We start from the raw sequence: 22,781 nt of genomic DNA on the forward strand, positions 1-22,781 counted from the left end.
CTTGTTTATCGTCCGGCAAAACGCAACCGCGACAACATGCGCAGATCGCCCTTGAGGTAATAATCATCGGTCCAGCTGTCATCCGGAGCCAACGGCCGGACCTGCTTGAGCGAGAGTTTTTTTGCGAAGTAGCGGAACCGGTAATGCTCGTAAAAGCGCAGCAGTTCCAGCCCATAACGATCGGCCAGGTCGGTGTCGCCACGGATGATCAGGTAGTTCTCGTCATTGCCGTTACTGGCCGCTTCACTGAGGTTGTGGCTGCCGCTGATGATCGTCGGTGAGTCGCTGGTGAAGTCGATGACGATGGCTTTGGTGTGCACCAGCAGGTTGCCCTTCTGGCCTTTCATGTTTTCCTTGAGCCAGCCTTCCAGGCCGGTGTTGAGCAGCGCGGTGGCGGCAAATTGGGCGGTGCGGTCAGCATGGAAACCGGTGATGCGGCTGACGGTGTTTTGCAGGCCGTAACGCAAGATGTCGTCGTGGGGCTGGCCGAGCAAGGCGTTGAGCACTTCGTCCGGCAAGGCAAAGGCCGTGACAAACAGCAGGTCTTTTTTGGCGGCGTTGATGATCTCGACGAACTCACGCAAGTCGCCCTGGCCCGAGCGCGGTGAGAAGCCGGCGAACAGCGCCTGGTCCGGCTGCATCGGATTGTTTTCCGTGAGCCATTTTCGTGTGGCCCCGACATCTGCCGGCGTGGTCCAGACCTGCTCGAAGGTTTGCAGATAGCTGGCGCCGACCTGAGCATCGTCCAACACATGCACCACGTTGGCCTGACGATAAACGCCATTGGCGGTGAAATTGGTACTGCCGCAGAGTACCGCTTCGGGCTGATGCTGCCCCGCTGCATCGAGCCGGCTCAGGACCATGAACTTGTTGTGAAAGATGTTGTGAGTGACCCGCCCGCGCTTGTTCGCCGCCGGGATTTTTTCCAGGCTGGCTTCATTCATCGCGGTGGTGTCTTCATCCGGTTGCGCGTGGTACAGGACCCGAACCTTTACGCCACGCTCAAACGCAGCGTTCACCGCATCGACGATCACCTGCAACTGGTATTCGTAGATCGCGATGTCCAGCGCCCACTGACCATCCTCGGCCCGTTCGATGAACCCCAGCAAGCGTGCGAGCAGACCGTTTTCCAGCCATTGTCGCGGGGCGTCGGGCCATTCTTCGATGGGCAGTTTCTTGTTGGCGCTGAGCAGCGCATCAACGTCGGCGAACTTGCGCTGGAATGCCTGACTGGCGGCCACCGCCCGGTTGAAGATGACGTTCTGGCCCGCTGGCAGGCCATTGTCGGTGCTGATCGTCACTTCCAGAAACTCGCCCAACAGCGGCGCATCGGCGGTGCCATAGGCCAGGTGAACCCGATAATGGATCGTCACACCCGGATTGACCGCGTAATCGGCCCAGCGAAATTTCTGCAACGGCGCAACATCGCTGGGGGTGGCGTGAAACTGGGGGAACGTATGAGCCTTGCCGGGGAAGGTCAGGCTGTTGAACAGAAACAACCAGGGTTTGTTGCCTTGCTGTTTTTCGATGGCGAAACCCAGCAGGCCTTTGCGCCGGGACTCGGCCACGTCGATGGCCAGCAGCACGCCGTTGGTTCCAGCGTAGGCTTTGACGCGAAAATCGTCCTGATCATTGCGGGCTAGAACGCGCATGGGTCACTCCTGTGAATGGCTTGCTTACAGAGCATAGGGCAGCGATGCAGATGAACTGCGATTATCCGATTGCGAGGTGATCCGACGATGGGGTCAATACTGTCAGCACAAAACTCAACCTGAAATCAGCTCATCGATGTGTCGATAATCAACCTGCAACTGCGCTGCCAACACCTTTGCCCGGCCAAGATGAATCGGCCCGCGCTCAATGTCGATCAGCAACCCCGGACAATCCAGCACCGGCAATGTTGACCATTCCTTCAGCCGTCCATCCGTCACCAGCAACAGTCGTTGCTGCTCTGCCGGAAAGCACTTTTGCCGTACCGCTAGCCAACGCCCTGCCTCACCCAGCGCCGCCAGCATCGGCGTACCGCCGCCGGCACCGAGCCCTTCGAGCCAGTTGCGCAAGCCAGCGGAGGCTTTCAACCCCTGCACCTGCCACTTCGGCACATGACCGCTGGCCGTCAGCAAAGCCAAGCGCGCACGCTGTCGATAGGCATCGTCGAACAGTTGCGCCAGCAGGCCCTTGGCATCGCTCAATGCCTGATGACGCCGGGTCGAAGCCGAGGCGTCGACGATCACCAGCCATAATTCATGAGGGCTGCGGGTGCGCAGATGAAACTGCACATCGTCGCGCTGACGCGGTCGGCCATTGAGCAAGGTGCCGGGCCAATTGATCGAGCCGCTCAGGGCTGCGTGACGCTTGCCCTGTTTACCGCTATCCAGCCGTCCTGCACGGGGTCTGGCATTCGCCCCCGCGCCTGATCGAGGGCGAATGCCTAGGGCTTTTTTGGCCAGCTCGGCACTTCACGTCGCGCACCGATCGGCAGCGCCTGGGCGGGCATTTCACCCCACTGGCCCTGACCTTCGCTCGGGTTGGCGTTCTGGTTGGAGGGCGGCTGTGCTGCCGGGGATTGGTGTGGCGCCGGTGGCGAATGTTCACGACGGCGATGGCGCAAGGCAAACTCGGCGACCGCGTCGATATCTTCTTCGTCAATAGCATTCGCTCCGCGCCAGGCTGCGTGAGCCCGGGCCGCGCGCAACCAGACCAGATCGGCCCGCAGGCCATCGACGCCGGCAGCGAAGCAGCGCTCGGTGATCTGCGCCAGCGCGGCATCGTCGAGGGGAATGCTCGCCAGTGCCGAGCGCGCCTTTTGGCAACGCTCGCGCAGTGCGTGTTGCTGGCTTTCCCACTCGGCGCAGAACCCTTGCGGGTCGCTGTCGAAATCCAGTCGACGACGGATAATCTGACTGCGCTCGGCGGGTGCGGTGTGGCCACTTAAGGCAACGTTCAGGCCAAAGCGGTCGAGCAATTGCGGGCGCAGTTCGCCCTCTTCCGGGTTCATGGTGCCGATCAACACAAACTTCGCCGAATGCCGATGGGAAATCCCGTCGCGCTCGATCAGGTTGGTGCCGCTGGCGGCCACGTCGAGCAGCAAGTCCACGAGATGATCAGGCAGCAGATTGACTTCATCGACATACAACACGCCGCCATCGGCCTTGGCCAGTACACCGGGAGAAAATTGCGCGCGACCTTCGCTCAAGGCTGCATCGAGGTCGAGGGTGCCCACCAATCGTTCTTCGGTGGCGCCCAAGGGCAAGGTGACAAATTGACCGCTGGCCAACAGGTCCGCCAGGCCTCGGGCCAAGGTGGATTTGGCCATGCCGCGCGGGCCCTCGATCAGCACGCCACCAATTTTCGGGTCGATGGCGGTCAGGTACAGCGCGAGCTTCAAGTCATCGGCGCCGACCACGGCGGAGAGCGGGAAATGGGGGGTGTCGGTCATGTGGCATTACTCGTTGTGGTCGGTGGTGTGATCGTTCCCACGCTCTGCGTGGGAATGCCTCAACGGACGCTCCGCGTTCGGCTCTGGAAGGGACGCGGAGCGTCCCGGGCTGCATTCCTTTGCTGCGCGTGGGAACGATCCGTCTATTGGTTAGCTGTCTTCTTCTATATCCAGCAACAAATTCTCCAGCGCCTCGCGGTATTCGCCCGGCTCTTTCCACATCCCCCGCTGCTGCGCTTCTAGCATGCGCTCGGTCATGTCGCGCAAGGCATGGGGATTGTGTTCGCGGACAAACTCCCGGGTCGCCGGATCGAGCAAATAGGCGTCCGCCAGCAACGCATATTGGTGGTCGTCGATCAACTGCGTGGTGGCGTCGAACGCAAACAGGTTATCGACCGTCGCCGCCAGTTCGAACGCACCTTTATAGCCATGGCGCTTGACCCCGTCGATCCATTTCGGATTGGCCGCCCGGGAACGGATCACCCGGTTCAGCTCTTCCTTCAACGTGCGGATTTTCGGCAAGTCCGGCTGACTGTGGTCGCCGTGATAACTGGCCGCCGCTTCACCGCTGAGACTTTCGACGGCCGCCAGCATGCCACCCTGAAACTGGTAATAGTCGTTGGAATCGAGCAAGTCATGCTCGCGGTTGTCCTGATTTTGCAGCACCGCCTGCACCTGGCTCAGACGCTGGGAAAACTGTTCGCGGGCCGCAGTGCCTTCATCCGAGCCGCCGTAAGCGTAGCCGCCCCAGTTCAGGTAAACCTCGGCCAAGTCTTCGCGGCTTTGCCACAAGCGACCGTCGATGGCGCCTTGCACGCCCGCTCCGTAAGCACCCGGTTTGGCGCCAAAGATGCGCCAGCCGGCCTGTCGCCGCGCCGCGTCTTCATCCAGACCGGATTCCAGCAGCGCTTGCCGCTCAGCGCGGACCTTGGCCGCCAACGGGTTGAGATCGTCCGGTTCATCCAGCGCGGCGACCGCTTGCACGGCGGCGTCGAACAACCGGATCAGGTTGGCAAAGGCATCGCGGAAGAATCCAGAGACGCGCAAGGTCACGTCCACGCGTGGCCGGTCCAGCAAGCTCAACGGCAGAATCTCGAAGTCGTCGACCCGTTGACTGCCCGTCGCCCACACCGGTCGCACGCCCATCAGCGCCATCGCCTGGGCGATGTCGTCGCCGCCGGTGCGCATGGTCGCGGTGCCCCAGACCGACAGGCCGAGCTGACGCAGGTGATCGCCGTGATCCTGCAAGTGCCGCTCAAGAATCAGGTTCGCGGACTGGAAGCCAATGCGCCACGCGGTGGTGGTCGGCAGGTTGCGCACATCCACCGAATAGAAATTGCGCCCGGTGGGCAGCACGTCCAGACGACCGCGGCTCGGCGCACCGCTAGGCCCGGCCGGGACGAATCTTCCGTTGAGGGCGTCGAGCAGGCCGCGCATTTCTGCGGGGCCGCAGGCGTCCAGACGTGGGGCAACGACGTCGCGCAGGCTCTCGATGATTGCGCTCACCTCCGACCAACCACCCTCCTGTGGGAGCGAGCCCTTGTGGTGAGGGAGCTGGCTCCCACAGGGTTCGGGCATGGCTTGAGGATTGTTAAGTAGTTCAACCTCGGCATTCAAAGTCTGCGAAATCAACTGCGCGGCAAACAGTTCCAGACGTTCACGGGTATCCCCCGCCGTACGCCACAGTTCATCGCTGACCGACAGCAATGCGTCCGGTCGAGGACCGTTCCAGGGCTCGGCCAAAACGCAATCCAGCGGATCGAAGCCCAGCTCGAACGCCTTGGCCAGCGCCCGCAGCAAGCTCGATTGCGCCCCGCGGCCGTCGCCGCGAGGAATACGCAACAAGGCCAATAAAGTGTCGATGCGCAACCGCCCGGTCGGCGACTCGCCAAACACGTGCAGGCCATCGCGGATCTGCGACTCCTTCAAGTCGCACAGGTACGTGTCCAGGCGCGGCAACCAGATCGCCGCGTCGGCATCGCTGTCGAGTTTCTCGTCCAGTTGCAGTTCACAGTCGATGTGTGTGTCGCGCACCAATTGCAGAATATCGCGCTGCAGTTCCCGGGCGCGGCGCGGATCGAGCAATTGCGCTTCGTAATATTCGTCCGCCAACAATTCGAGATTGCGCAACGGACCGTAGGTTTCAGCGCGGGTCAGCGGCGGCATCAGGTGATCGATGATCACCGCTTGGGTGCGACGCTTGGCCTGGGCGCCCTCGCCCGGGTCGTTGACGATAAACGGATAGATGTTCGGCAGCGGCCCGAGCAAGGCGTCAGGCCAGCAGTTTTCCGACAGCCCGACACCCTTGCCCGGTAGCCATTCGAGGTTGCCATGCTTGCCGACGTGGATCACGCCATGAGCGCCGTAGGTGTTGCGCAACCAGAAGTAGAACGCGAGATAGCCGTGAGGCGGCACCAGGTCCGGATCGTGATACACCGCGCTCGGATCCACCTGATAACCCCGGGCCGGTTGAATGCCGACGAAAGTCAGGCCGAAGCGCAGACCGGCGATCATCATTCGTCCGCCACGGAACATTGGATCGTTTTCGGGCGAGCCCCAACGTCCCAGCACGGCTTGGCGATTGGCCTCGGGCAAGGCGTTGAACATCCGGTTGTAGTCGTCCAGCGCGAGGCTTTGATGGCAGGGACGCTGGTCGAGGGTGTCGAGGTCGTTGCTGACGCCGCCGAGCAATTGCTGGATCAATGCGGTGCCGCTGTCCGGCAACTCGGCCGGCAACGGATAACCTTCGGCGTGCAGCGCGCGCAGGATGTTCAATGCCGCAGCCGGTGTGTCGAGTCCCACGCCGTTGCCGATACGCCCATCGCGAGTCGGGTAGTTGGCGAGGATCAGGGCGATGCGTTTTTCGCCGTTGGGCACACGCGCCAGATCGATCCAGCGCCGCGCCAGTTCGGCGACAAAATCCATGCGCTCAGGTGCAGGCCGGTAGCAAACCACGTCGGACTGACTGCGCTCACTGCGCCAGGCCAGGTCCTTGAAACTGATCGGTCGGCTGATGATCCGCCCGTCCAGCTCTGGCAATGCGATGTGCATTGCCAGATCGCGGGGACCGAGGCCCTGTTCGCTGGCGCGCCAGCCAGGTTCATTGTCCTGGGCGCAGATTGCCTGGATCACCGGAATGTTGCGGCGAAACGGTCGCAAATGCGGTGCCTCAGGGCTGGATTGGGCGAAACCGGTGGTGTTGAGAATCACCCCCGCTTCGACTTCATCCAGCAGGTCCTCAACCACCGTCAGGCAACCGGGCTCTTTCAAACTGGCCAGCGCAATCGGCAACGGGTTCAATCCCGCTGTCTGCAAGCGCTGGCAGAAAATGTCGATGAAACCAGTGTTCGCCGCCTGCAAATGCGAGCGATAGAACAGCACCGCCGCCACCGGTTGATCAGCTTGCCAGTCGGCTTGCCAATCACTCAGTTCAGCGGGGCTTTTTTGCGGGTGGTAAATCGCCGTGCGTGGCAGCGTTTGTGGCTCGGCCCACGCGTAATCGCGATCCAGCCAGCGATTGGCCAGGCAGCGGAAAAAATCCAGGGCATTGCTCATGCCGCCCTGGCGTAAAAACTGCCAGAGCCGGTCGCGGTCTTGCGCGGTTACGGTGCTCAGTTCACTGAGTTCCGGGTCCGGACGATCATCCCCCGGCACCAGAATCAGCTGCACGCCGCGCTCGGACAATTCCACCAGACGCTCGATGCCGTAACGCCAATAGGCGATGCCACCGTGCAGCGAGATCAAAATCACTTTGGCGTGGCGCAGCACTTCGTCGACGTAGAGATCGACCGAGGCGTGATTCTGCACCTGCATCGGGTTGGCCAGGCGCACGCTCGGGTAATCCTCGGGCAACTGCTGCGCCGCTTCGGCGAGCAACGCCAGGCTGGAATCGCCGCTGCACAGGATCACCAGCTCGGCGGGGGTTTGTCCAAGGTCGGCAATGTTGTCATCCGACACGAAACCGCCGGGCTGGGTCCTGAGCAGGTGCATGGTTTAAACGCTGAGCGCAGCGCGCAATTGCGCTTCGAGCGTAGCGGCGTCCAGATCCTGACCGATCAACACCAGACGGGTGGTGCGCGCTTCTTCAGCGCCCCACTGACGGTCGAAGTGCTTGTCGAAACGCGTGCCCACGCCCTGGATCAGCAGGCGCATCGGCTTGTTCGGCACCGCTGCAAAACCTTTCACCCGAAGAATGCCGTGCTGAACCACCAATTGAGTCAGTGCATCCATCAGCAGGCTTTCGTCGGCTTGCGGCAGCTCAATAGAGATGGAATCGAACGCGTCATGGTCATGGTCATCTTCACCTTCATGGTGATGATCGTGATGGCTGTGGCGGCTGTCGATGTGTTCTTCGGAACCGGCGCCGAGGCCGATCAGCACGTCCAGTGGCAGACGACCGCTGCTGGCTTCGATGACTTTCACCGCTGGCGGCAGTTCTTCGGCGACTTCCAGGCGTACACGGGCCAGGTCTTCAGCGCTGATCAGGTCGGCCTTGTTGAGGATCACCAGGTCGGCGCTGGCCAGTTGGTCGGCGAACAGCTCGTGCAGCGGCGATTCGTGGTCCAGGTTCGGGTCGAGTTTGCGCATGGCGTCGACCTTATCCGGGAACGCAGCGAAGGTGCCAGCTGCGACGGCCGGGCTGTCGACCACGGTGATCACCGCGTCAACCGTGCAGGCGCTGCGGATTTCTGGCCATTGGAAGGCTTGAACCAAAGGCTTTGGCAGGGCCAGGCCCGACGTTTCGATGAGGATGTGGTCGAGGTCGCCGCGACGCGCGACCAGTTCGCGCATCACCGGGAAGAATTCTTCCTGAACCGTGCAGCACAGGCAGCCATTGGCCAGTTCGTAGACGCGACCGTTGGCTTCTTCTTCGGTGCAACCGATCGAGCACTGCTTGAGGATTTCACCGTCGATGCCCAGCTCGCCGAACTCGTTGACGATCACCGCGATACGGCGGCCCTGAGCGTTGTCGAGCATGTGCCGCAGCAAGGTGGTTTTGCCCGAGCCGAGGAAGCCGGTAACGATGGTGACGGGGAGTTTGGCCAGTGTTTTCATCGGATGCCCTTTGGCAAGGTGGCGGGCATACGGGACGACAATCGCTGCGGCAGGTGCGCGCGCGCAAGAGTTTCGCCACCGGATCACCCCGCCCGGTTGAAAGTGAGAATCTGTGTCGAGGCAGGTCTCCTGGCTGACGGTGTGCCAATCGTTCGACTGGCGTTTGCTGCGCCTTCCCGCGAACCTGATGGATCAGGGCTTGCAGTGGCGTGGCAGCGAACATCACCGTTCACAGTTGCGGGGGCAGCCGCGGCATCGACCGCGTTCCCTTCTTAGCTTCGGCAGACACCGAAGAACCTCGAAAGCGCAAGGCTACGCATCGTGTGGGGGCGGGTCAATGTCCGCGCAGAGATCTGTGGTGACGGACAGGACGCCTTCGCGGGCAAGCCTCGCTCCTACAGAATGTGGTCGCCCACAATTTATGCGATCGACGCTATTCCTGTAGGAGCGAGGCTTGCCCGCGAAGGCCTCACCTCGGTCACCAATTGAGAACCCATGCCAATTGACGCCCAACCCCCGCCCATGCTCTCCTACACGCCTTGTTACGGGTGCCCTTCACAGGGTGAAACGGGAAACCGGTGAATCATGTGCTTTACTCTAAAGCCATGTCAGTCCGGTGCTGCCCCCGCAACGGTAAGCGAGTGAAGCGTCAGATCCACTGTGCCCACATAGGGCATGGGAAGGTGATGCTTGCAGGTGTCGGCGCAAGCCCTGCCCCTCGCGAGCCCGGAGACCGGCCCGCAACACAAAGTGACTTTTACGTTCACTGAATAACAAACCCGCGGTGGGCGGGCGCTGTTCGAAATCTCTGCGTGTCTCGGTATGCGGAGGTTTTCATGCGCTCTATTCACCCGCTGACAGACCAGAGGGAAGCGCCATGTCGATCATCAGCAGTACCGCCAGTAGCACCGCCAGCACCACTTCAACCTTGAGCCAACGCCTGACCGCCGCTTTTTGTGCGTCGATCCTTGGCGCGTGCCTGGTGTATTTCGCCGGTTTCTCGCACATCGAAGCAGTACACAATGCCGCGCACGATACCCGTCACAGTTCCGCCTTTCCGTGCCATTGAGACCTGCTGACATGATCAAGCGTATTGCGCAAACCGCAGGTTTCACCGGGCTGCTGGCCGCCCTGCTATTGACCCTGCTGCAAAGCTTCTGGGTGGCTCCGCTGATCTTGCAAGCCGAGACCTACGAAAAATCCGAGCCGGCCGCTGTTGAAATCCACGAGCACGCCGCTGGCGCTGTCACCGCTCATACTCACGATGCGCAAGCCTGGGAGCCGGAAGACGGCTGGCAGCGCGTGCTGTCGACCACCGGCGGCAATCTGGTGGTAGCGGTCGGTTTCGCCCTGATGCTGGCAGGTCTCTACACCTTGCGCGCTCCACGCCGTACCTCCCAAGGCCTGCTCTGGGGTCTGGCCGGTTATGCGACGTTCGTGCTGGCGCCAACCCTCGGCCTGCCACCTGAGCTGCCGGGCACTGCCGCGGCGGATCTGGCGCAACGGCAGATCTGGTGGATTGGCACTGCCGCGTCCACCGCTGTCGGCATCGCGCTGATCGTGTTCAGCCGCCACTGGCTGATGAAGATCCTCGGCGTGGCGATTCTGGCTGTGCCTCATGTGATCGGCGCGCCGCAACCGGAAGTGCATTCGATGCTGGCGCCGCAAGCCCTGGAAGCGCAATTCAAAATCGCTTCGCAGCTGACCAACATGGCGTTCTGGCTGGCCCTGGGCCTGATCAGCGCCTGGTTGTTCCGCCGCAAAAGCGATGGCCATTACTCCGCATGACGGACGTCAGCGCAGCGCCGACCTTAGTGGTCGGCCTGGGCTGCCAGCGCGGCTGCCCTGTCAGCACGCTGCGGGCGCTACTTGATCAGGCGTTACAGGCCCATCAAATCGAGCTTCGTGAGATCAAGGCCCTGGCCAGTATCGACCTGAAGCGTGAAGAGCCCGCCCTGATCGAACTGGCCGAACAGCTGGCATTGCCGTTGATGTATTTCAGCAGCGAACAATTGGCCGGTTATGAACCGCAACTCAGCCACCACTCCGACATCGCGTTCGAACGCACAGGCTGTTACGGCGTAGCGGAAAGTGCCGCGCTGGCACTGGCCGAACAACTGGCTCAGGCACCGGCAAAGTTGCTGATTCCACGACAAAAATACGCCCAGGCCACCCTCGCATTGGCCAGCGTCGCATAAAATCCCCGATAATCCCCGCCTTCGATCATGAGCAATCTTCATCTGAAGCGTGCCCATACCCTTTTTCTGACAGGAAACGACGATGACCGTCTACTTCATTGGCGCAGGCCCCGGCGACCCGGAACTGATCACCGTCAAAGGCCAGCGGCTGATTCGTAGCTGCCCGGTCATCATCTATGCCGGCTCCCTGGTCCCCGCCGCCGTGCTGGAGGGCCACCGGGCCGAACAGGTGGTCAACAGTGCCGAATTGCACCTGGAACAGATCATCGAGCTGATCAAGACTGCCCATGCCAACGGCCAGGACGTGGCCCGGGTACATTCCGGCGACCCGAGCCTGTATGGCGCGATTGGTGAGCAGATTCGCTACCTGCGTGAATTCGGCATCCCTTTCGAAATCATTCCCGGCGTCACCGCCACCGCTGCCTGCGCGGCGCTTTTGGGTGCTGAATTGACCTTGCCGGACGTGTCACAGAGCGTGATTCTGACCCGTTACGCCGACAAGACCGCGATGCCAGCCGGTGAAGAGCTCGGTAGTCTGGCGCAGCATGGGGCGACCATGGCAATTCACTTGGGGGTCAATCATCTGGAGAAGATCCTTGCCGAATTACTGCCGCACTATGGCGCCGATTGCCCGATTGCGGTGATTCATCGGGCGACCTGGCCGGATCAGGATTGGGTGGTGGGGACGCTGGCGGATATTGCCGAGAAGGTTCAAGCCAAGGGATTTCGCCGCACGGCGTTGATTCTGGTGGGCCGGGTGTTGGGTAGCGATCACTTCAGTGAATCGTCGTTGTATCGCGCGGGGCATGCGCATTTGTATCGCCCATAGAGGCTCTACTGATCGTTCCCACGCTCTGCGTGGGAACGCCTCAATGGACGCTCTGCGTCCGCTCTTGGGACGCGGAGCGTCCCGGGCTGCATTCCCACGCAGAGCGTGGGGAACGATCAAACAGGTTATCGATCACCCATAAAAAAACGGTGCTCACGGGGCACCGTTTTTTTATGTTTGCAGCGAACACCTTAGTAGTAGGCGTTTTCTTTCTGCGTGTGGTCGGTCACGTCACGAACGCCCTTGAGCTCGGGAATACGCTCGAGCAAGGTGCGCTCGATGCCTTCGCGCAGGGTGACGTCTGCCTGGCCGCAGCCCTGGCAACCGCCGCCGAATTTCAGTACGGCAATGCCGTCTTCGACCACGTCGATCAGGCTGACCTGACCGCCGTGGCTGGCCAGTCCCGGGTTGATTTCGGTTTGCAGGTAGTAGTTGATGCGCTCGTTGACCGGGCTGTCTGCGTTGACCATCGGGACTTTGGCGTTTGGCGCCTTGATGGTCAGCTGTCCGCCCATGCGGTCGGTGGCGTAGTCGACTACCGCATCGTCCAGGAATGCTTCGCTGAAGTGGTCGATGTACGCGGTGAAGCTTTTCAGCCCCAGCGCGGTGTCTTCGGGTTTTTCTTCGCCCGGCTTGCAGTAGGCAATGCAGGTTTCGGCGTACTGGGTGCCAGGCTGGGTGATAAAGACGCGGATGCCGATACCCGGGGTGTTCTGCTTGGAGAGCAGATCAGCCAGGTAATCATGGGCGGCGTCGGTAATGGTAATAGCGGTCATGGAAACTCCTCGCAGGCTTGGACGCAGTTTACGCCAATCATCGCGCAGCACAAAGTCCCAGTATTTTTGTCAGGAAAGATGCGCTGATCCCCTGTAGGAGCTGGCTTGCCAGCGAAGGCGTCAGCGCAGTCAACATCCATCCCGAATGTGATGGCCTTTTCGCTGGCAAGCCAGCTCCCACAACGATGTGGGTGGCGAGTATCAGAGATTCTCGTAGCGATTCATGTCCAGCACGCCCTCTTCCACCGGATCTGTGTCGTGGATGTAGCGGCTCAGATCATGGAAGTACTGCCAGAACTGCGGATGGCTGCGGCGAATGCCCCAGCGTTCGACGATTTTCTCGAAACCGGCGGCGTCCTTCGCGCTTTCCATCTCGTCGACGAACGCGGGCACTTGGCCGGCCGGGATGTTGAACATGAAGTTCGGATAGCTGCTGAGCACACCCGGATAAATCGTCAACGTGTCGAGCCCCGGCTGATAGCGCAATGACTCACCGAGCAGGAACGCCACGTTGCTGTGGGCGCGGTTGCGCAGCAGGCTGTAGACCTCGCGCTTGCCGCTTTGGGTCTCGATGCGCAACATCGTGGCTTCCGGCAACAGATCGATGACTTTCAAACCGGCGGCCGGACGTGAAGTCAGGCGGCTCAAGGCCTGTTCGGCGTTCTGCAACGCCAGATCGATGTTCGGCCGCGAGCAATAAGCGCCATCGCAGCGGTTGATCGGGTCTGATTTGGCGTTGAGCTCGCCGTACCGGGCCAGCAATTGCAGGGTAAAATCGCGTTTCGGGTCCTTTTCGTCCAGCGTCAGCGCCGTTGGTTTGTCGTTGTCTATGTACTCATAATCCAGCCACATCTTGAACTGGCCGCTGTTCTGATACCAATCGTCGAGGAAGCCGTCCCGTGAGTCGGCCGGCATCAAACGCAGGAAGTTCTGCTCGGCACCGTTGCGGATCAGGTCGAAGTACAAGCGAGTCTGGGCCTGATGGGACACGTTGCCAAACACATCGAAGTTGACCGCCAACTGGTAATAAGTGCGTTCCAGCAACGGGTAATCGAATAGCCACATTGTCTGCGGCACGTCACCGATCAGGCCCTTGTTCACCGAGGCGCTGTCGAAGTGCCGGAAGATGCTCAGCAACGCGTTGTCATTGCCGGCCCACAGAGTCGACCAGCTCGGTGCCGGCAGATCGGCGTAGCTGTCCCGGCGCAGGGCTTCATATTCGTTGCGTTTGTCGCGGTAGTCGTGCCACAGGCTCAGAACACTGCCGACGTCATCGTTCTGCCCTGGCATCGCCAGCAACGGCGTGGCCTGGCCACGATAGTTCGGGTCGGTGATGTAAAGGTCATGCTCCGGGGCCTGGAACAGCGCCCAGAAGTTGTCGCGGATCACGTCGGTGGCGATCTGGCCACGGCAGACCGGACCACGAATAAAGGTGCGCACGAAGTATTCGGCGTTATCGAGCATGAACTGGTAACGCGCCTGAGCCGGGATTGCCTCAAAGGTCGTGAACGGATTGGCCCGTCGCTCCGGCCCGTAACCCGGCAAAGCGTCGACCTGCCAGTTGCCGCTGTAAAACAGGCTTTTGACCCGCGCCATCTTCGCCGCGCTCAGCGGATAGGTGATGTGGGTCTTGTGCACGATCACGCCTTGCACCGGCCACAAACGGTAGTAAACCTGAGTACCCGGATCGTCATTCGGCCGGCGGGTGTTGATCAAGTCAATGGGCTGCCCCGTCGGCGTGCGCGAACGTACCCACTGAAAGAAATGCCCTGGCTCGCTGTCCTTGAAATAGATGTGCGCCAGGAACCAGTGCTCGAACAACCAGCGCCCGACCAGACTCTCCCGGGCGCCCGGCGCATTGAGCAGGTTTTCCCACTGCACCACCTGCAAGGCTTCCTTGGCGCTGGGCACCAGGCCCTGCTCATCAATCGGCGCACCGGAGGCCAGCCAGCGTTGCAGCGTCTGGTACTGCTGATCGGTCAGGCCGGTGACCGCCAGCGGCATGCCCTCTTTCGGGTGGGAACTGGCGTAGCCGTCGAACTCCGTCGGCATGGCGCACATGGTTTCCCGGTTCAGCCCCAGGACAATCTCTTCCGGTAGCTTGGCATTGGGTTGCAACGGCGTTTTGTGGCCCAGTTCCAGCATACGGGCCATCAACCCCGCCTGGCTGCCCTGAGCGTCAAGCACCGAATAAAAGCCCTTTTGCTGCCAGGCACGTTTGCCAAAGGCGTCATAAAACAACCGGGTCGGCATTGCGGCCTGGCGGCGCTCGCCGTCATAGACAGGCGCCTTCGTCGCGCCTCGGGCCGCCCCTTCGCCACTGCCCAGATTGAGCTGACAGGCGGAGTCGTAGCAGGCATGGCAGGCCACGCACTTTTCGGTGAAGATCGGTTGAATATCGCGGACGTAGGAAATATCCGGACCTTGTGCAGCGGCGCCCCCGCTTAAAAACAGCATCAATAGGCTGGTGACGACGCGATACGACATATCCCTGGTCCTGATCATGAGAAAACGCCGCGATTCTACCGGTCTGGCCTGCGCACCAACATGAACGATATTCATGCAAAACCCGCACATGCTCCAAAAGCGCACAGGTTTGTTATTATCCCGCCCCTTCGTCATGGCCTTACCGAGTAGTCCAAATGTCCGATCGCAGCGTTCGCCTTCAAGCTCTCAAGCACGCCCTCAAAGAGCGCATCCTGATTCTCGATGGCGGCATGGGTACGATGATCCAGAGCTACAAGCTCGAGGAGCAGGATTACCGTGGCAAACGCTTCGCCGACTGGCCGAGCGATGTCAAAGGCAACAACGACCTGTTGGTGCTGACGCGTCCCGACGTGATTGGCGCTATTGAAAAAGCCTACCTGGATGCCGGCGCCGACATTCTGGAAACCAACACTTTCAACGCCACCCAGGTGTCCCAGGCCGACTACGGCATGCAGGGCCTGGCGTACGAACTCAACGTAGAAGGGGCACGCCTGGCGCGCAAGGTGGCGGACGCCAAGACCCTGGAAACCCCGGACAAGCCGCGTTTTGTCGCTGGCGTGCTCGGTCCTACCAGCCGCACCTGCTCGCTGTCGCCTGACGTGAATAACCCCGGCTACCGCAACGTGACCTTCGATGAACTGGTGGAAAACTACACCGAGGCCACCAAAGGCCTGATCGAAGGCGGCGCCGACCTGATCCTGATCGAAACCATCTTCGACACCCTCAACGCCAAGGCTGCGATCTTCGCCGTGCAGGGTGTTTACGAAGAGTTAGGCGTCGAGTTGCCGATCATGATTTCCGGCACCATCACCGACGCCTCTGGCCGCACCCTCTCCGGCCAGACCACCGAAGCGTTCTGGAACTCCGTGGCCCACGCCAAGCCGATCTCGGTCGGCCTGAACTGCGCTCTTGGCGCCAGTGAACTGCGCCCATACCTGGAAGAACTGTCGAACAAGGCCAGCACCTACGTGTCGGCGCACCCGAACGCCGGCCTGCCGAACGAATTCGGCGAGTACGACGAGCTGCCATCGGAAACCGCCAAGGTCATCGAAGAATTCGCCCAAAGCGGCTTCCTCAACATCGTCGGCGGCTGCTGCGGCACCACGCCGGGCCACATCGAAGCCATCGCCAAAGCGGTGGCCGGTTATGCGCCGCGCGAGATTCCGGACATTCCCAAGGCTTGCCGTCTGTCGGGCCTGGAACCGTTCACCATTGATCGCAGTTCGTTGTTCGTCAACGTCGGCGAGCGGACCAACATCACCGGTTCCGCCAAGTTCGCCCGCCTGATCCGTGAAGATAACTACACCGAAGCCCTGGAAGTCGCCCTGCAACAGGTCGAAGCCGGCGCCCAGGTGATCGACATCAACATGGACGAAGGGATGCTCGATTCGAAGAAGGCCATGGTGACCTTCCTCAATCTGATTGCCGGTGAACCGGACATCTCCCGCGTCCCGATCATGATCGACTCCTCAAAATGGGAAGTGATCGAAGCCGGCCTCAAATGCATCCAGGGCAAGGGCATCGTCAACTCGATCAGCATGAAAGAAGGCGTCGAGCAGTTCATTCATCACGCCAAACTGTGCAAGCGCTACGGCGCCGCCGTGGTGGTGATGGCTTTCGACGAAGCCGGCCAGGCCGACACCGAAGCGCGCAAGAAAGAAATCTGCAAACGCTCCTACGACATTCTGGTCAACGAAGTCGGATTCCCGCCGGAAGACATCATCTTCGACCCGAACATCTTCGCCGTGGCCACCGGCATCGAAGAACACAACAACTACGCTGTGGACTTCATCAACGCCTGTGCCTACATCCGCGATGAACTGCCGTACGCCCTGACTTCCGGCGGCGTGTCGAACGTGTCGTTCTCGTTCCGTGGCAACAACCCGGTGCGTGAGGCGATTCACTCGGTGTTCCTGCTGTATGCGATCCGTAATGGCCTGACCATGGGCATCGTCAACGCCGGTCAACTGGAGATCTACGACCAGATTCCGGCGGAACTGCGCGACGCCGTCGAAGACGTGATCCTCAACCGCACCCCGGAAGGCACCGACGCCCTCCTCGCCATCGCCGACAAATACAAGGGCGACGGCAGCGTCAAGGAAGCCGAGACCGAAGAGTGGCGCAACTGGGACGTCAACAAGCGTCTGGAACATGCGCTGGTCAAGGGCATCACCACCCACATCGTCGAAGACACCGAAGAGTCGCGCCTGTCCTTTGCTCGCCCGATCGAAGTGATCGAAGGCCCGCTGATGTCCGGCATGAACATCGTCGGCGACCTGTTCGGCGCCGGTAAAATGTTCCTGCCGCAGGTGGTGAAATCCGCCCGCGTCATGAAGCAGGCCGTGGCCCACTTGATCCCGTTCATCGAACTGGAAAAAGGCGACAAGCCGGAAGCCAAGGGCAAGATCCTCATGGCTACGGTCAAGGGCGACGTGCATGACATCGGCAAGAACATCGTCGGCGTGGTGCTGGGCTGCAACGGCTATGACATCGTCGACCTCGGCGTGATGGTGCCGGCGGAGAAGATCCTGCAAGTCGCCAAAGAACAGAAATGCGACATCATCGGCCTGTCCGGTTTGATCACGCCTTCGCTGGACGAAATGGTTCACGTGGCCCGCGAGATGCAGCGTCAGGACTTCCATCTGCCGTTGATGATCGGTGGCGCGACCACGTCCAAGGCGCACACGGCGGTGAAGATCGAACCCAAGTACAGCAACGACGCGGTGATCTACGTCACCGACGCCTCCCGCGCCGTGGGCGTGGCGACGCAGTTGCTGTCCAAGGAACTGAAGGCCGGTTTCGTCGAGAAGACTCGCCTGGAATACATCGACGTTCGCGAGCGCACCGCCAACCGCAGCGCCCGTACCGAGCGCCTGAGCTACCCGGTGGCCATCGCCAAGAAGCCGCAGTTTGACTGGGGCAGCTACGAACCGGTCAAACCGACGTTCACCGGCGCCAAGGTGCTGGACAACATCGACCTGAAGGTTTTGGCCGAATACATCGACTGGACGCCGTTTTTCATCTCCTGGGACCTGGCCGGTAAATTCCCGCGCATCCTCCAGGACGAAGTGGTCGGTGAAGCCGCCACCGCGCTGTACGCCGATGCACAGGAAATGCTCGCCAAGCTGATCGACGAAAAACTCATCAGCGCCCGTGCGGTGTTCGGTTTCTGGCCGGCCAATCAGGTGCGTGACGATGACATCGAAGTCTACGGCGATGACGGCAAGCCTTTGGCCAAGCTGCATCATTTGCGCCAGCAAATCATCAAGACCGACGGCAAGCCGAACTTCTCCCTGGCCGACTTCGTTGCGCCCAAAGACAGCGGCGTGACCGACTACGTGGGTGGCTTCATCACCACCGCCGGGATCGGCGCCGAAGAAGTGGCCAAGGCCTATCAGGATGCGGGCGACGACTATAACTCGATCATGGTCAAGGCCCTGGCCGACCGCTTGGCCGAGGCCTGTGCCGAGTGGCTGCACCAACAGGTGCGTAAAGACTACTGGGGCTACGCCAAGGACGAGACGCTGGACAACGAGGCGTTGATCAAAGAGCAATACACCGGCATCCGCCCTGCTCCGGGCTACCCGGCGTGCCCGGATCACACCGAGAAAGCCACGCTGTTCAAGCTGCTGGACCCGGAAGCGGAAGAACTCAAGGCCGGCCGCAGCGGCGTGTTTCTCACCGAGCACTACGCCATGTTCCCGGCGGCAGCGGTCAGCGGCTGGTACTTCGCTCACCCGCAGGCGCAGTATTTCGCCGTGGGCAAGATCGACAAGGATCAGGTGCAGAGTTACACCTCGCGCAAAGGTCAGGAGTTGAGCGTGACCGAGCGGTGGCTGGCGCCGAATCTGGGTTATGACAATTAACCCCCTCCCCTGTGGGAGCGTGGCTTGCCCGCGATGAACGATGACGCGGTTTCCCTGTGAGACCGCGTCATCGTTCTTCGCGGGCAAGCCTCGCTCCTACAGGACTGGGTGGATTGGCTATGCTTACCTCTCATGCATTGATGACGGGGGATTTATGGACGACCCAGTCGACAACAACAAACCGCCGACCTTCTGGCAGATGCTGCACAGCGTGCTGGCTGCCGCGTTCGGGGTGCAGAGCGGGAAGAACCGGGCACGCGACTTCACTCACGGCAAGCCGAGCCATTTCGTGATTTTGGGGATCCTGTTCACGGCAGTGTTCGCGTTGACACTGTTTGGCATCGTCAAACTGGTGGTGCATCTGGCGGGTATCTGAACCAGCTCAGTGCATCAGGGCTTGCAGGCTGAACGGGTAGCGATACGACGCCGGCCGCCCTTTGGCCGAGAGTTTCTGGAAATCCACACCGTAATCCTGAGTAGTACTCAAAGCCAGCAATCGCTTGGCTTGTGCGTGATCGATCAGCTGCAACAACGGAATCTGCCGGTCGCGCCCACCGTACTGGCTGACATCCACCCCCTGGTCGTAGTCATGCAGTTGCACCAGAGCCCAACCACCCAGAGTGAAGTGCCCGCCCAACAGCACACTCAACCGCCCTTCCAACAGCGCCCGTAACGCGGCCGGTGAATTGTTGATGGCGCTGAACAGCACGTCCTTGCCAGGCTGACCTCCGGTTTCGGCGTAAGCCTGCATGGCGCCAAAGGCCATTTCATCGTTGGCCGACCAGACCAGCGACGTTTGCGGATAACGCTTGAACAATAAGCTGGCCTGTTCATAGGCGCGCTCGCGGGTCCAGCTGCCATAGACCAACTGGCGCAACCGTACTTCAGGGTGTTCGGCCAATGCCCGCATCATGCCCTGCTCACGCTGTTGCGCGGCTGGCGTGAGCTTCAGGCCAGAAAAGGCCACGAGATCAATGACCTGACCGGGCGCGACCGGGGGATGCAGGCGAATAAGCTCCTTGAGCATCAAGTAGCCGCCCTCCTCATTGTTGGGCACCAGGCTGCCCAACCAGTCGGGATACTTGTCCGGCTGGGCGCCGAGCAGGCGCATCTGGTCCGCGGTCAGGCCGTTGTTGACCAAAAACAGCTTCACACCGCTGCCTTGGGCCAGGCGCAGGATTTCGGGCGCAACGTACAGTTCGTTGACGAACACCAGATAGTCCGGTCGATTCGGCCCTTGCAGGGCTTCGCGGGCCTGCTTGAGTGTGGTTTCAGCGTTTCGCTCGGAATACTGAATGTGCAAATCCATGCCCAGATCCTTGGCCGCTGCCTGCATGAACTGCGAGTAACTGACCCAGAAGACCTCTTGGGTGGTTCCTGGATTGAGGAACAATACGGACGCCGCCTGGGCACACGATCCCAAGACCGTACCAAGCGCCAGCACTACCCCACAGAAGAACTTCAACATTAAACGTCCGAGCCCCCGAAAATCCGCTGCGCATTATAGCCAGCGAAGTTCCTTGGAACGGTGCTTATTCCGGATTTTGTCCGACAATCGTCGGCGCCGGGCCCGGACGGGGTCGTTTATTGATGGCTGACCCAGAACACCGCCGTGCCCACGACCAGGATGATCAGGAACAAAATCGCCCAGGCATCGACCGTGCTATCGCTTTTCCCTGCTTTGGTTGGGTTGCTCATTGCATCGCCTCTTGTCGGTTTTATCGGTGATTGCATAAAGACTCGAGCACAGTTAAGACGATGATTGCCCGCACCACAAATGGGGGTTTTATCTCGATAAGTTTCATTAGTCGTTTTGGTTCTTTACATATACTCAAACATCACTTTTGCGCATAACTGCAAACTGGTATCTTGCGTCCGCTCCGTTGGGAGTGCGCGGCCGTGCGCGCAGAATTGCCGAGGCAGTATCGGAGACTTCAGCAAGCGAAAAACGCAACTGGATCCGACCGGCCCAAGCCTGAGAACAGGACTTATATGTACGTATACGACGAGTACGATCAGCGGATCATCGAGGACCGCGTCAAGCAGTTCCGTGATCAGACCCGACGCTATCTGGCAGGCGAGCTGAGCGAAGAAGAATTCCGCCCCCTGCGCCTGCAAAATGGCCTTTATATCCAGCGCTTCGCGCCGATGCTGCGGGTGGCGGTGCCTTATGGCCAACTGACTTCGCGCCAGACGCGAATGATGGCCAAAGTTGCCCGCGACTATGACAAGGGCTACGCCCACATCAGTACCCGGCAGAACGTGCAGTTCAACTGGCCGGCCCTGGAAGACATCCCGGACATCCTGGCTGAACTGGCAACCGTGCAGATGCATGCGATCCAGACCAGCGGCAACTGCCTGCGCAACGTCACCACCGACCAGTTCGCGGGTGTCGCGGCCGATGAGTTGATCGACCCGCGTCCATGGTGCGAAATCGTCCGTCAGTGGACTACGTTCCACCCGGAATTCGCTTATTTACCGCGCAAGTTCAAAATCGCCATCAACGGTTCGACATCCGACCGTGCGGCCATCGAAGTCCATGACATTGGCCTTGAGCCGGTGCACAACGCCGCGGGCGAACTGGGTTTCCGTGTGCTGGTCGGTGGCGGCCTGGGCCGTACGCCGGTGGTGGGCGCGTTTATCAACGAATTCCTGCCATGGCAGGATCTGTTGAGCTATCTCGACGCCATCCTGCGGGTCTACAACCGCTACGGTCGTCGCGACAACAAGTACAAGGCGCGGATCAAGATTCTGGTCAAAGCCCTGACGCCTGAAGTGTTCGCACAGAAAGTCGACGCGGAAATGGAGCACCTTCGCGGTGGCCAGACCACGTTGACCGAGGCCGAAGTGCATCGCGTGGCCAAACACTTCGTCGATCCGGACTACAAGGCTCTGGACAACCAGACCTTGGCGTTGGCCGAACTCGATAAAGAACACCCGGGCTTCGCTCGCTGGCGCACCCGCAATACCCTGGCTCACAAAAAGCCGGGTTACGTTGCCGTGACCCTGTCCCTGAAGCCGACCGGTGTTGCGCCGGGCGACATCACCGACAAGCAGCTCGATGCCGTTGCCGACCTCGCCGATCGTTACAGCTTCGGTCAGCTGCGCACCTCCCACGAGCAGAACATCATTTTGGCCGATGTCGAGCAGAGCCAGTTGTTCACCCTGTGGGGCGAGTTGCGCAAGCAAGGTTTCGCCACACCGAACATCGGCTTGCTGACCGACATCATCTGCTGCCCGGGCGGCGATTTCTGCTCCCTGGCCAACGCCAAATCGATCCCGATCGCCGAATCGATCCAGCGCCGTTTCGACGACCTGGATTACCTGTTCGACATTGGCGAGCTGGACCTGAACATCTCCGGCTGCATGAACGCCTGTGGTCACCACCACGTCGGCCACATCGGCATTCTCGGGGTGGACAAGAAAGGCGAAGAGTTCTACCAGGTGTCCCTGGGTGGCAGCGCCAGTCGCGATGCGAGCCTGGGCAAGATCCTCGGCCCGTCTTTCGCACAGGAAGCCATGCCTGACGTGATCGAGAAGCTGATCGACGTGTACATCGAACAACGTACCGAAGACGAGCGCTTCATCGACACCTATCAGCGTATCGGCATCGACCTCTTCAAGGAGCGCGTCTATGCAGCGAATAATTAAGAACAACGAAGTCGTCGACGAAACCTGGCACTTGCTGCCCAAGGACTTCAACATCGACGAGATCAGCAACTGCGACGACTACATCGTCCCGCTGCAGTTGTGGCGCGAACACAGCCGTATGCTCAAGGCCCGCGATGGCGGCCTGGGTGTGTGGCTGGATGCCGATGAAGAAGCCGAAGAAATCGGTGACGACGTGGATCAGTTCAAGGTCATCGCCTTGAACTTCCCGGCCTTCACCGATGGTCGCAACTACTCCAATGCTCGCCTGCTGCGTGACCGTTATGGTTTCAAAGGCGAACTGCGGGCAATTGGTGATGTGCTGCGCGATCAATTGTTCTACATGCACCGCTGCGGTTTCGATGCGTTCGCGATCCGTGCCGATAAAGATCCGTACGAAGCCCTTGAAGGTCTCAAGGATTTCTCGGTGACCTATCAGGCCGCCACCGACGAACCGCTGCCGCTGTTCCGTCGCCGTTGATG

Annotated in this window: 16 protein-coding genes and 2 riboswitches; of the genes, 8 read left to right on the top strand and 8 right to left on the bottom strand. The window is 60.6% G+C overall.

Translation table 11 applies throughout. The features are described from left to right. Window positions 1-5: 5 nt before the first annotated feature. From CKW20_RS14250 to cobW, 5 genes are all read right to left on the bottom strand, one after another. A complete protein-coding gene (locus CKW20_RS14250; RefSeq protein ID WP_095053475.1) occupies window positions 6-1,652 on the bottom strand; it encodes a phospholipase D-like domain-containing protein in 1,647 nt (548 codons plus the stop codon). Window positions 1,653-1,766: 114 nt separating this feature from the next. After that, window positions 1,767-2,312, bottom strand: a complete 546-nt coding sequence (locus CKW20_RS14255) for a VWA domain-containing protein (protein WP_095053476.1) — start codon at window positions 2,310-2,312, stop codon at window positions 1,767-1,769. A 119-nt stretch (window positions 2,313-2,431) separates the two neighbouring features. Further along, entirely contained in the window at window positions 2,432-3,439 is a 1,008-nt protein-coding gene (locus CKW20_RS14260; protein ID WP_095053477.1) for an ATP-binding protein, read from the bottom strand. 150 nt (window positions 3,440-3,589) lie between these two features. Next, window positions 3,590-7,429 carry a cobaltochelatase subunit CobN gene (gene cobN / locus CKW20_RS14265; RefSeq protein ID WP_095053478.1) on the bottom strand — a complete coding sequence of 1,280 codons (3,840 nt, stop codon included), beginning with the start codon at window positions 7,427-7,429 and terminating at the stop codon, window positions 3,590-3,592. A 3-nt stretch (window positions 7,430-7,432) separates the two neighbouring features. Beyond that, window positions 7,433-8,494 carry a cobalamin biosynthesis protein CobW gene (gene cobW, locus CKW20_RS14270; protein ID WP_095053479.1) on the bottom strand — a complete coding sequence of 354 codons (1,062 nt, stop codon included), beginning with the start codon at window positions 8,492-8,494 and terminating at the stop codon, window positions 7,433-7,435. A gap of 101 nt (window positions 8,495-8,595) precedes the next feature. Continuing rightward, window positions 8,596-8,810, bottom strand: a riboswitch (cobalamin riboswitch). A gap of 213 nt (window positions 8,811-9,023) precedes the next feature. Then, a riboswitch (cobalamin riboswitch) is annotated at window positions 9,024-9,251 on the top strand. 120 nt (window positions 9,252-9,371) lie between these two features. On the opposite strand from cobW, the gene CKW20_RS14275 reads away from it, so the two are divergent. The 4 genes from CKW20_RS14275 to cobM all read left to right on the top strand — a co-directional run bounded on the left by CKW20_RS14275 (window position 9,372) and on the right by cobM (window position 11,521). Continuing rightward, window positions 9,372-9,563, top strand: coding sequence for a CbtB-domain containing protein (locus CKW20_RS14275; protein WP_095053480.1), 192 nt, complete (start codon window positions 9,372-9,374; stop codon window positions 9,561-9,563). An 11-nt stretch (window positions 9,564-9,574) separates the two neighbouring features. After that, a complete protein-coding gene (locus CKW20_RS14280; protein ID WP_095053481.1) occupies window positions 9,575-10,282 on the top strand; it encodes a CbtA family protein in 708 nt (235 codons plus the stop codon). Next, window positions 10,279-10,692, top strand: a complete 414-nt coding sequence (locus CKW20_RS14285) for a cobalamin biosynthesis protein (RefSeq protein ID WP_095053482.1) — start codon at window positions 10,279-10,281, stop codon at window positions 10,690-10,692. Before CKW20_RS14280 ends, CKW20_RS14285 begins: the two co-directional genes overlap by 4 nt. 82 nt (window positions 10,693-10,774) lie before the next feature. Further along, window positions 10,775-11,521: a precorrin-4 C(11)-methyltransferase gene (cobM, locus tag CKW20_RS14290; protein ID WP_095053483.1), complete on the top strand. Its 747-nt coding sequence runs from the start codon at window positions 10,775-10,777 to the stop codon at window positions 11,519-11,521. 191 nt (window positions 11,522-11,712) lie between these two features. Here the strand turns inward: cobM and nfuA are convergent, their stop codons facing one another. Together nfuA and CKW20_RS14300 are read right to left on the bottom strand one after the other, a co-directional pair. Further along, window positions 11,713-12,297, bottom strand: coding sequence for a Fe-S biogenesis protein NfuA (gene nfuA, locus CKW20_RS14295; protein ID WP_008011019.1), 585 nt, complete (start codon window positions 12,295-12,297; stop codon window positions 11,713-11,715). A 201-nt stretch (window positions 12,298-12,498) separates the two neighbouring features. Then, a complete protein-coding gene (locus tag CKW20_RS14300) occupies window positions 12,499-14,784 on the bottom strand; it encodes a fatty acid cis/trans isomerase (protein WP_095053484.1) in 2,286 nt (761 codons plus the stop codon). Between the two features lie 155 nt (window positions 14,785-14,939). Between CKW20_RS14300 and metH the strand changes: the two genes are divergently transcribed. Beyond that, window positions 14,940-18,650: a methionine synthase gene (gene metH, locus CKW20_RS14305; protein ID WP_095053485.1), complete on the top strand. Its 3,711-nt coding sequence runs from the start codon at window positions 14,940-14,942 to the stop codon at window positions 18,648-18,650. Window positions 18,651-18,804: 154 nt separating this feature from the next. Next, window positions 18,805-19,026: a DUF2970 domain-containing protein gene (locus tag CKW20_RS14310; RefSeq protein ID WP_095053486.1), complete on the top strand. Its 222-nt coding sequence runs from the start codon at window positions 18,805-18,807 to the stop codon at window positions 19,024-19,026. A 6-nt stretch (window positions 19,027-19,032) separates the two neighbouring features. On the opposite strand, the gene CKW20_RS14315 is transcribed toward CKW20_RS14310, so the two are convergent. Further along, a complete protein-coding gene (locus CKW20_RS14315; RefSeq protein ID WP_095053487.1) occupies window positions 19,033-20,118 on the bottom strand; it encodes an ABC transporter substrate-binding protein in 1,086 nt (361 codons plus the stop codon). Window positions 20,119-20,642: 524 nt separating this feature from the next. Between CKW20_RS14315 and CKW20_RS14320 the strand changes: the two genes are divergently transcribed. Both CKW20_RS14320 and CKW20_RS14325 read left to right on the top strand, forming a co-directional pair. Further along, entirely contained in the window at window positions 20,643-22,301 is a 1,659-nt protein-coding gene (locus tag CKW20_RS14320; RefSeq protein ID WP_095053488.1) for a nitrite/sulfite reductase, read from the top strand. Then, complete coding sequence (locus CKW20_RS14325; protein ID WP_095053489.1) at window positions 22,285-22,779, top strand: DUF934 domain-containing protein; 495 nt, start codon at window positions 22,285-22,287, stop codon at window positions 22,777-22,779. The genes CKW20_RS14320 and CKW20_RS14325 overlap by 17 nt, the downstream gene beginning before the upstream one ends. Window positions 22,780-22,781: the final 2 nt, after the last annotated feature.

Origin of the sequence: Pseudomonas sp. Irchel s3b2, assembly GCF_900187445.1 — a bacterium.
GTDB lineage: Bacteria > Pseudomonadota > Gammaproteobacteria > Pseudomonadales > Pseudomonadaceae > Aquipseudomonas.

Bases quoted from the DNA above. Each gene is read 5' to 3' on its own strand.
- cobM (WP_095053483.1), top strand. From the start codon at position 10,775: ATGACCGTCTACTTCATTGGCGCAGGCCCCGGCGACCCGGAACTGATC.
- nfuA (WP_008011019.1), bottom strand. From the start codon at position 12,297: ATGACCGCTATTACCATTACCGACGCCGCCCATGATTACCTGGCTGAT.
- CKW20_RS14325 (WP_095053489.1), top strand. From the start codon at position 22,285: ATGCAGCGAATAATTAAGAACAACGAAGTCGTCGACGAAACCTGGCAC.
- CKW20_RS14310 (WP_095053486.1), top strand. From the start codon at position 18,805: ATGGACGACCCAGTCGACAACAACAAACCGCCGACCTTCTGGCAGATG.
- CKW20_RS14315 (WP_095053487.1), bottom strand. From the start codon at position 20,118: ATGTTGAAGTTCTTCTGTGGGGTAGTGCTGGCGCTTGGTACGGTCTTG.
- CKW20_RS14275 (WP_095053480.1), top strand. From the start codon at position 9,372: ATGTCGATCATCAGCAGTACCGCCAGTAGCACCGCCAGCACCACTTCA.
- metH (WP_095053485.1), top strand. From the start codon at position 14,940: ATGTCCGATCGCAGCGTTCGCCTTCAAGCTCTCAAGCACGCCCTCAAA.
- CKW20_RS14260 (WP_095053477.1), bottom strand. From the start codon at position 3,439: ATGACCGACACCCCCCATTTCCCGCTCTCCGCCGTGGTCGGCGCCGAT.
- CKW20_RS14285 (WP_095053482.1), top strand. From the start codon at position 10,279: ATGACGGACGTCAGCGCAGCGCCGACCTTAGTGGTCGGCCTGGGCTGC.
- CKW20_RS14300 (WP_095053484.1), bottom strand. From the start codon at position 14,784: ATGTCGTATCGCGTCGTCACCAGCCTATTGATGCTGTTTTTAAGCGGG.
- CKW20_RS14280 (WP_095053481.1), top strand. From the start codon at position 9,575: ATGATCAAGCGTATTGCGCAAACCGCAGGTTTCACCGGGCTGCTGGCC.
- cobN (WP_095053478.1), bottom strand. From the start codon at position 7,429: ATGCACCTGCTCAGGACCCAGCCCGGCGGTTTCGTGTCGGATGACAAC.
- CKW20_RS14320 (WP_095053488.1), top strand. From the start codon at position 20,643: ATGTACGTATACGACGAGTACGATCAGCGGATCATCGAGGACCGCGTC.
- CKW20_RS14250 (WP_095053475.1), bottom strand. From the start codon at position 1,652: ATGCGCGTTCTAGCCCGCAATGATCAGGACGATTTTCGCGTCAAAGCC.
- cobW (WP_095053479.1), bottom strand. From the start codon at position 8,494: ATGAAAACACTGGCCAAACTCCCCGTCACCATCGTTACCGGCTTCCTC.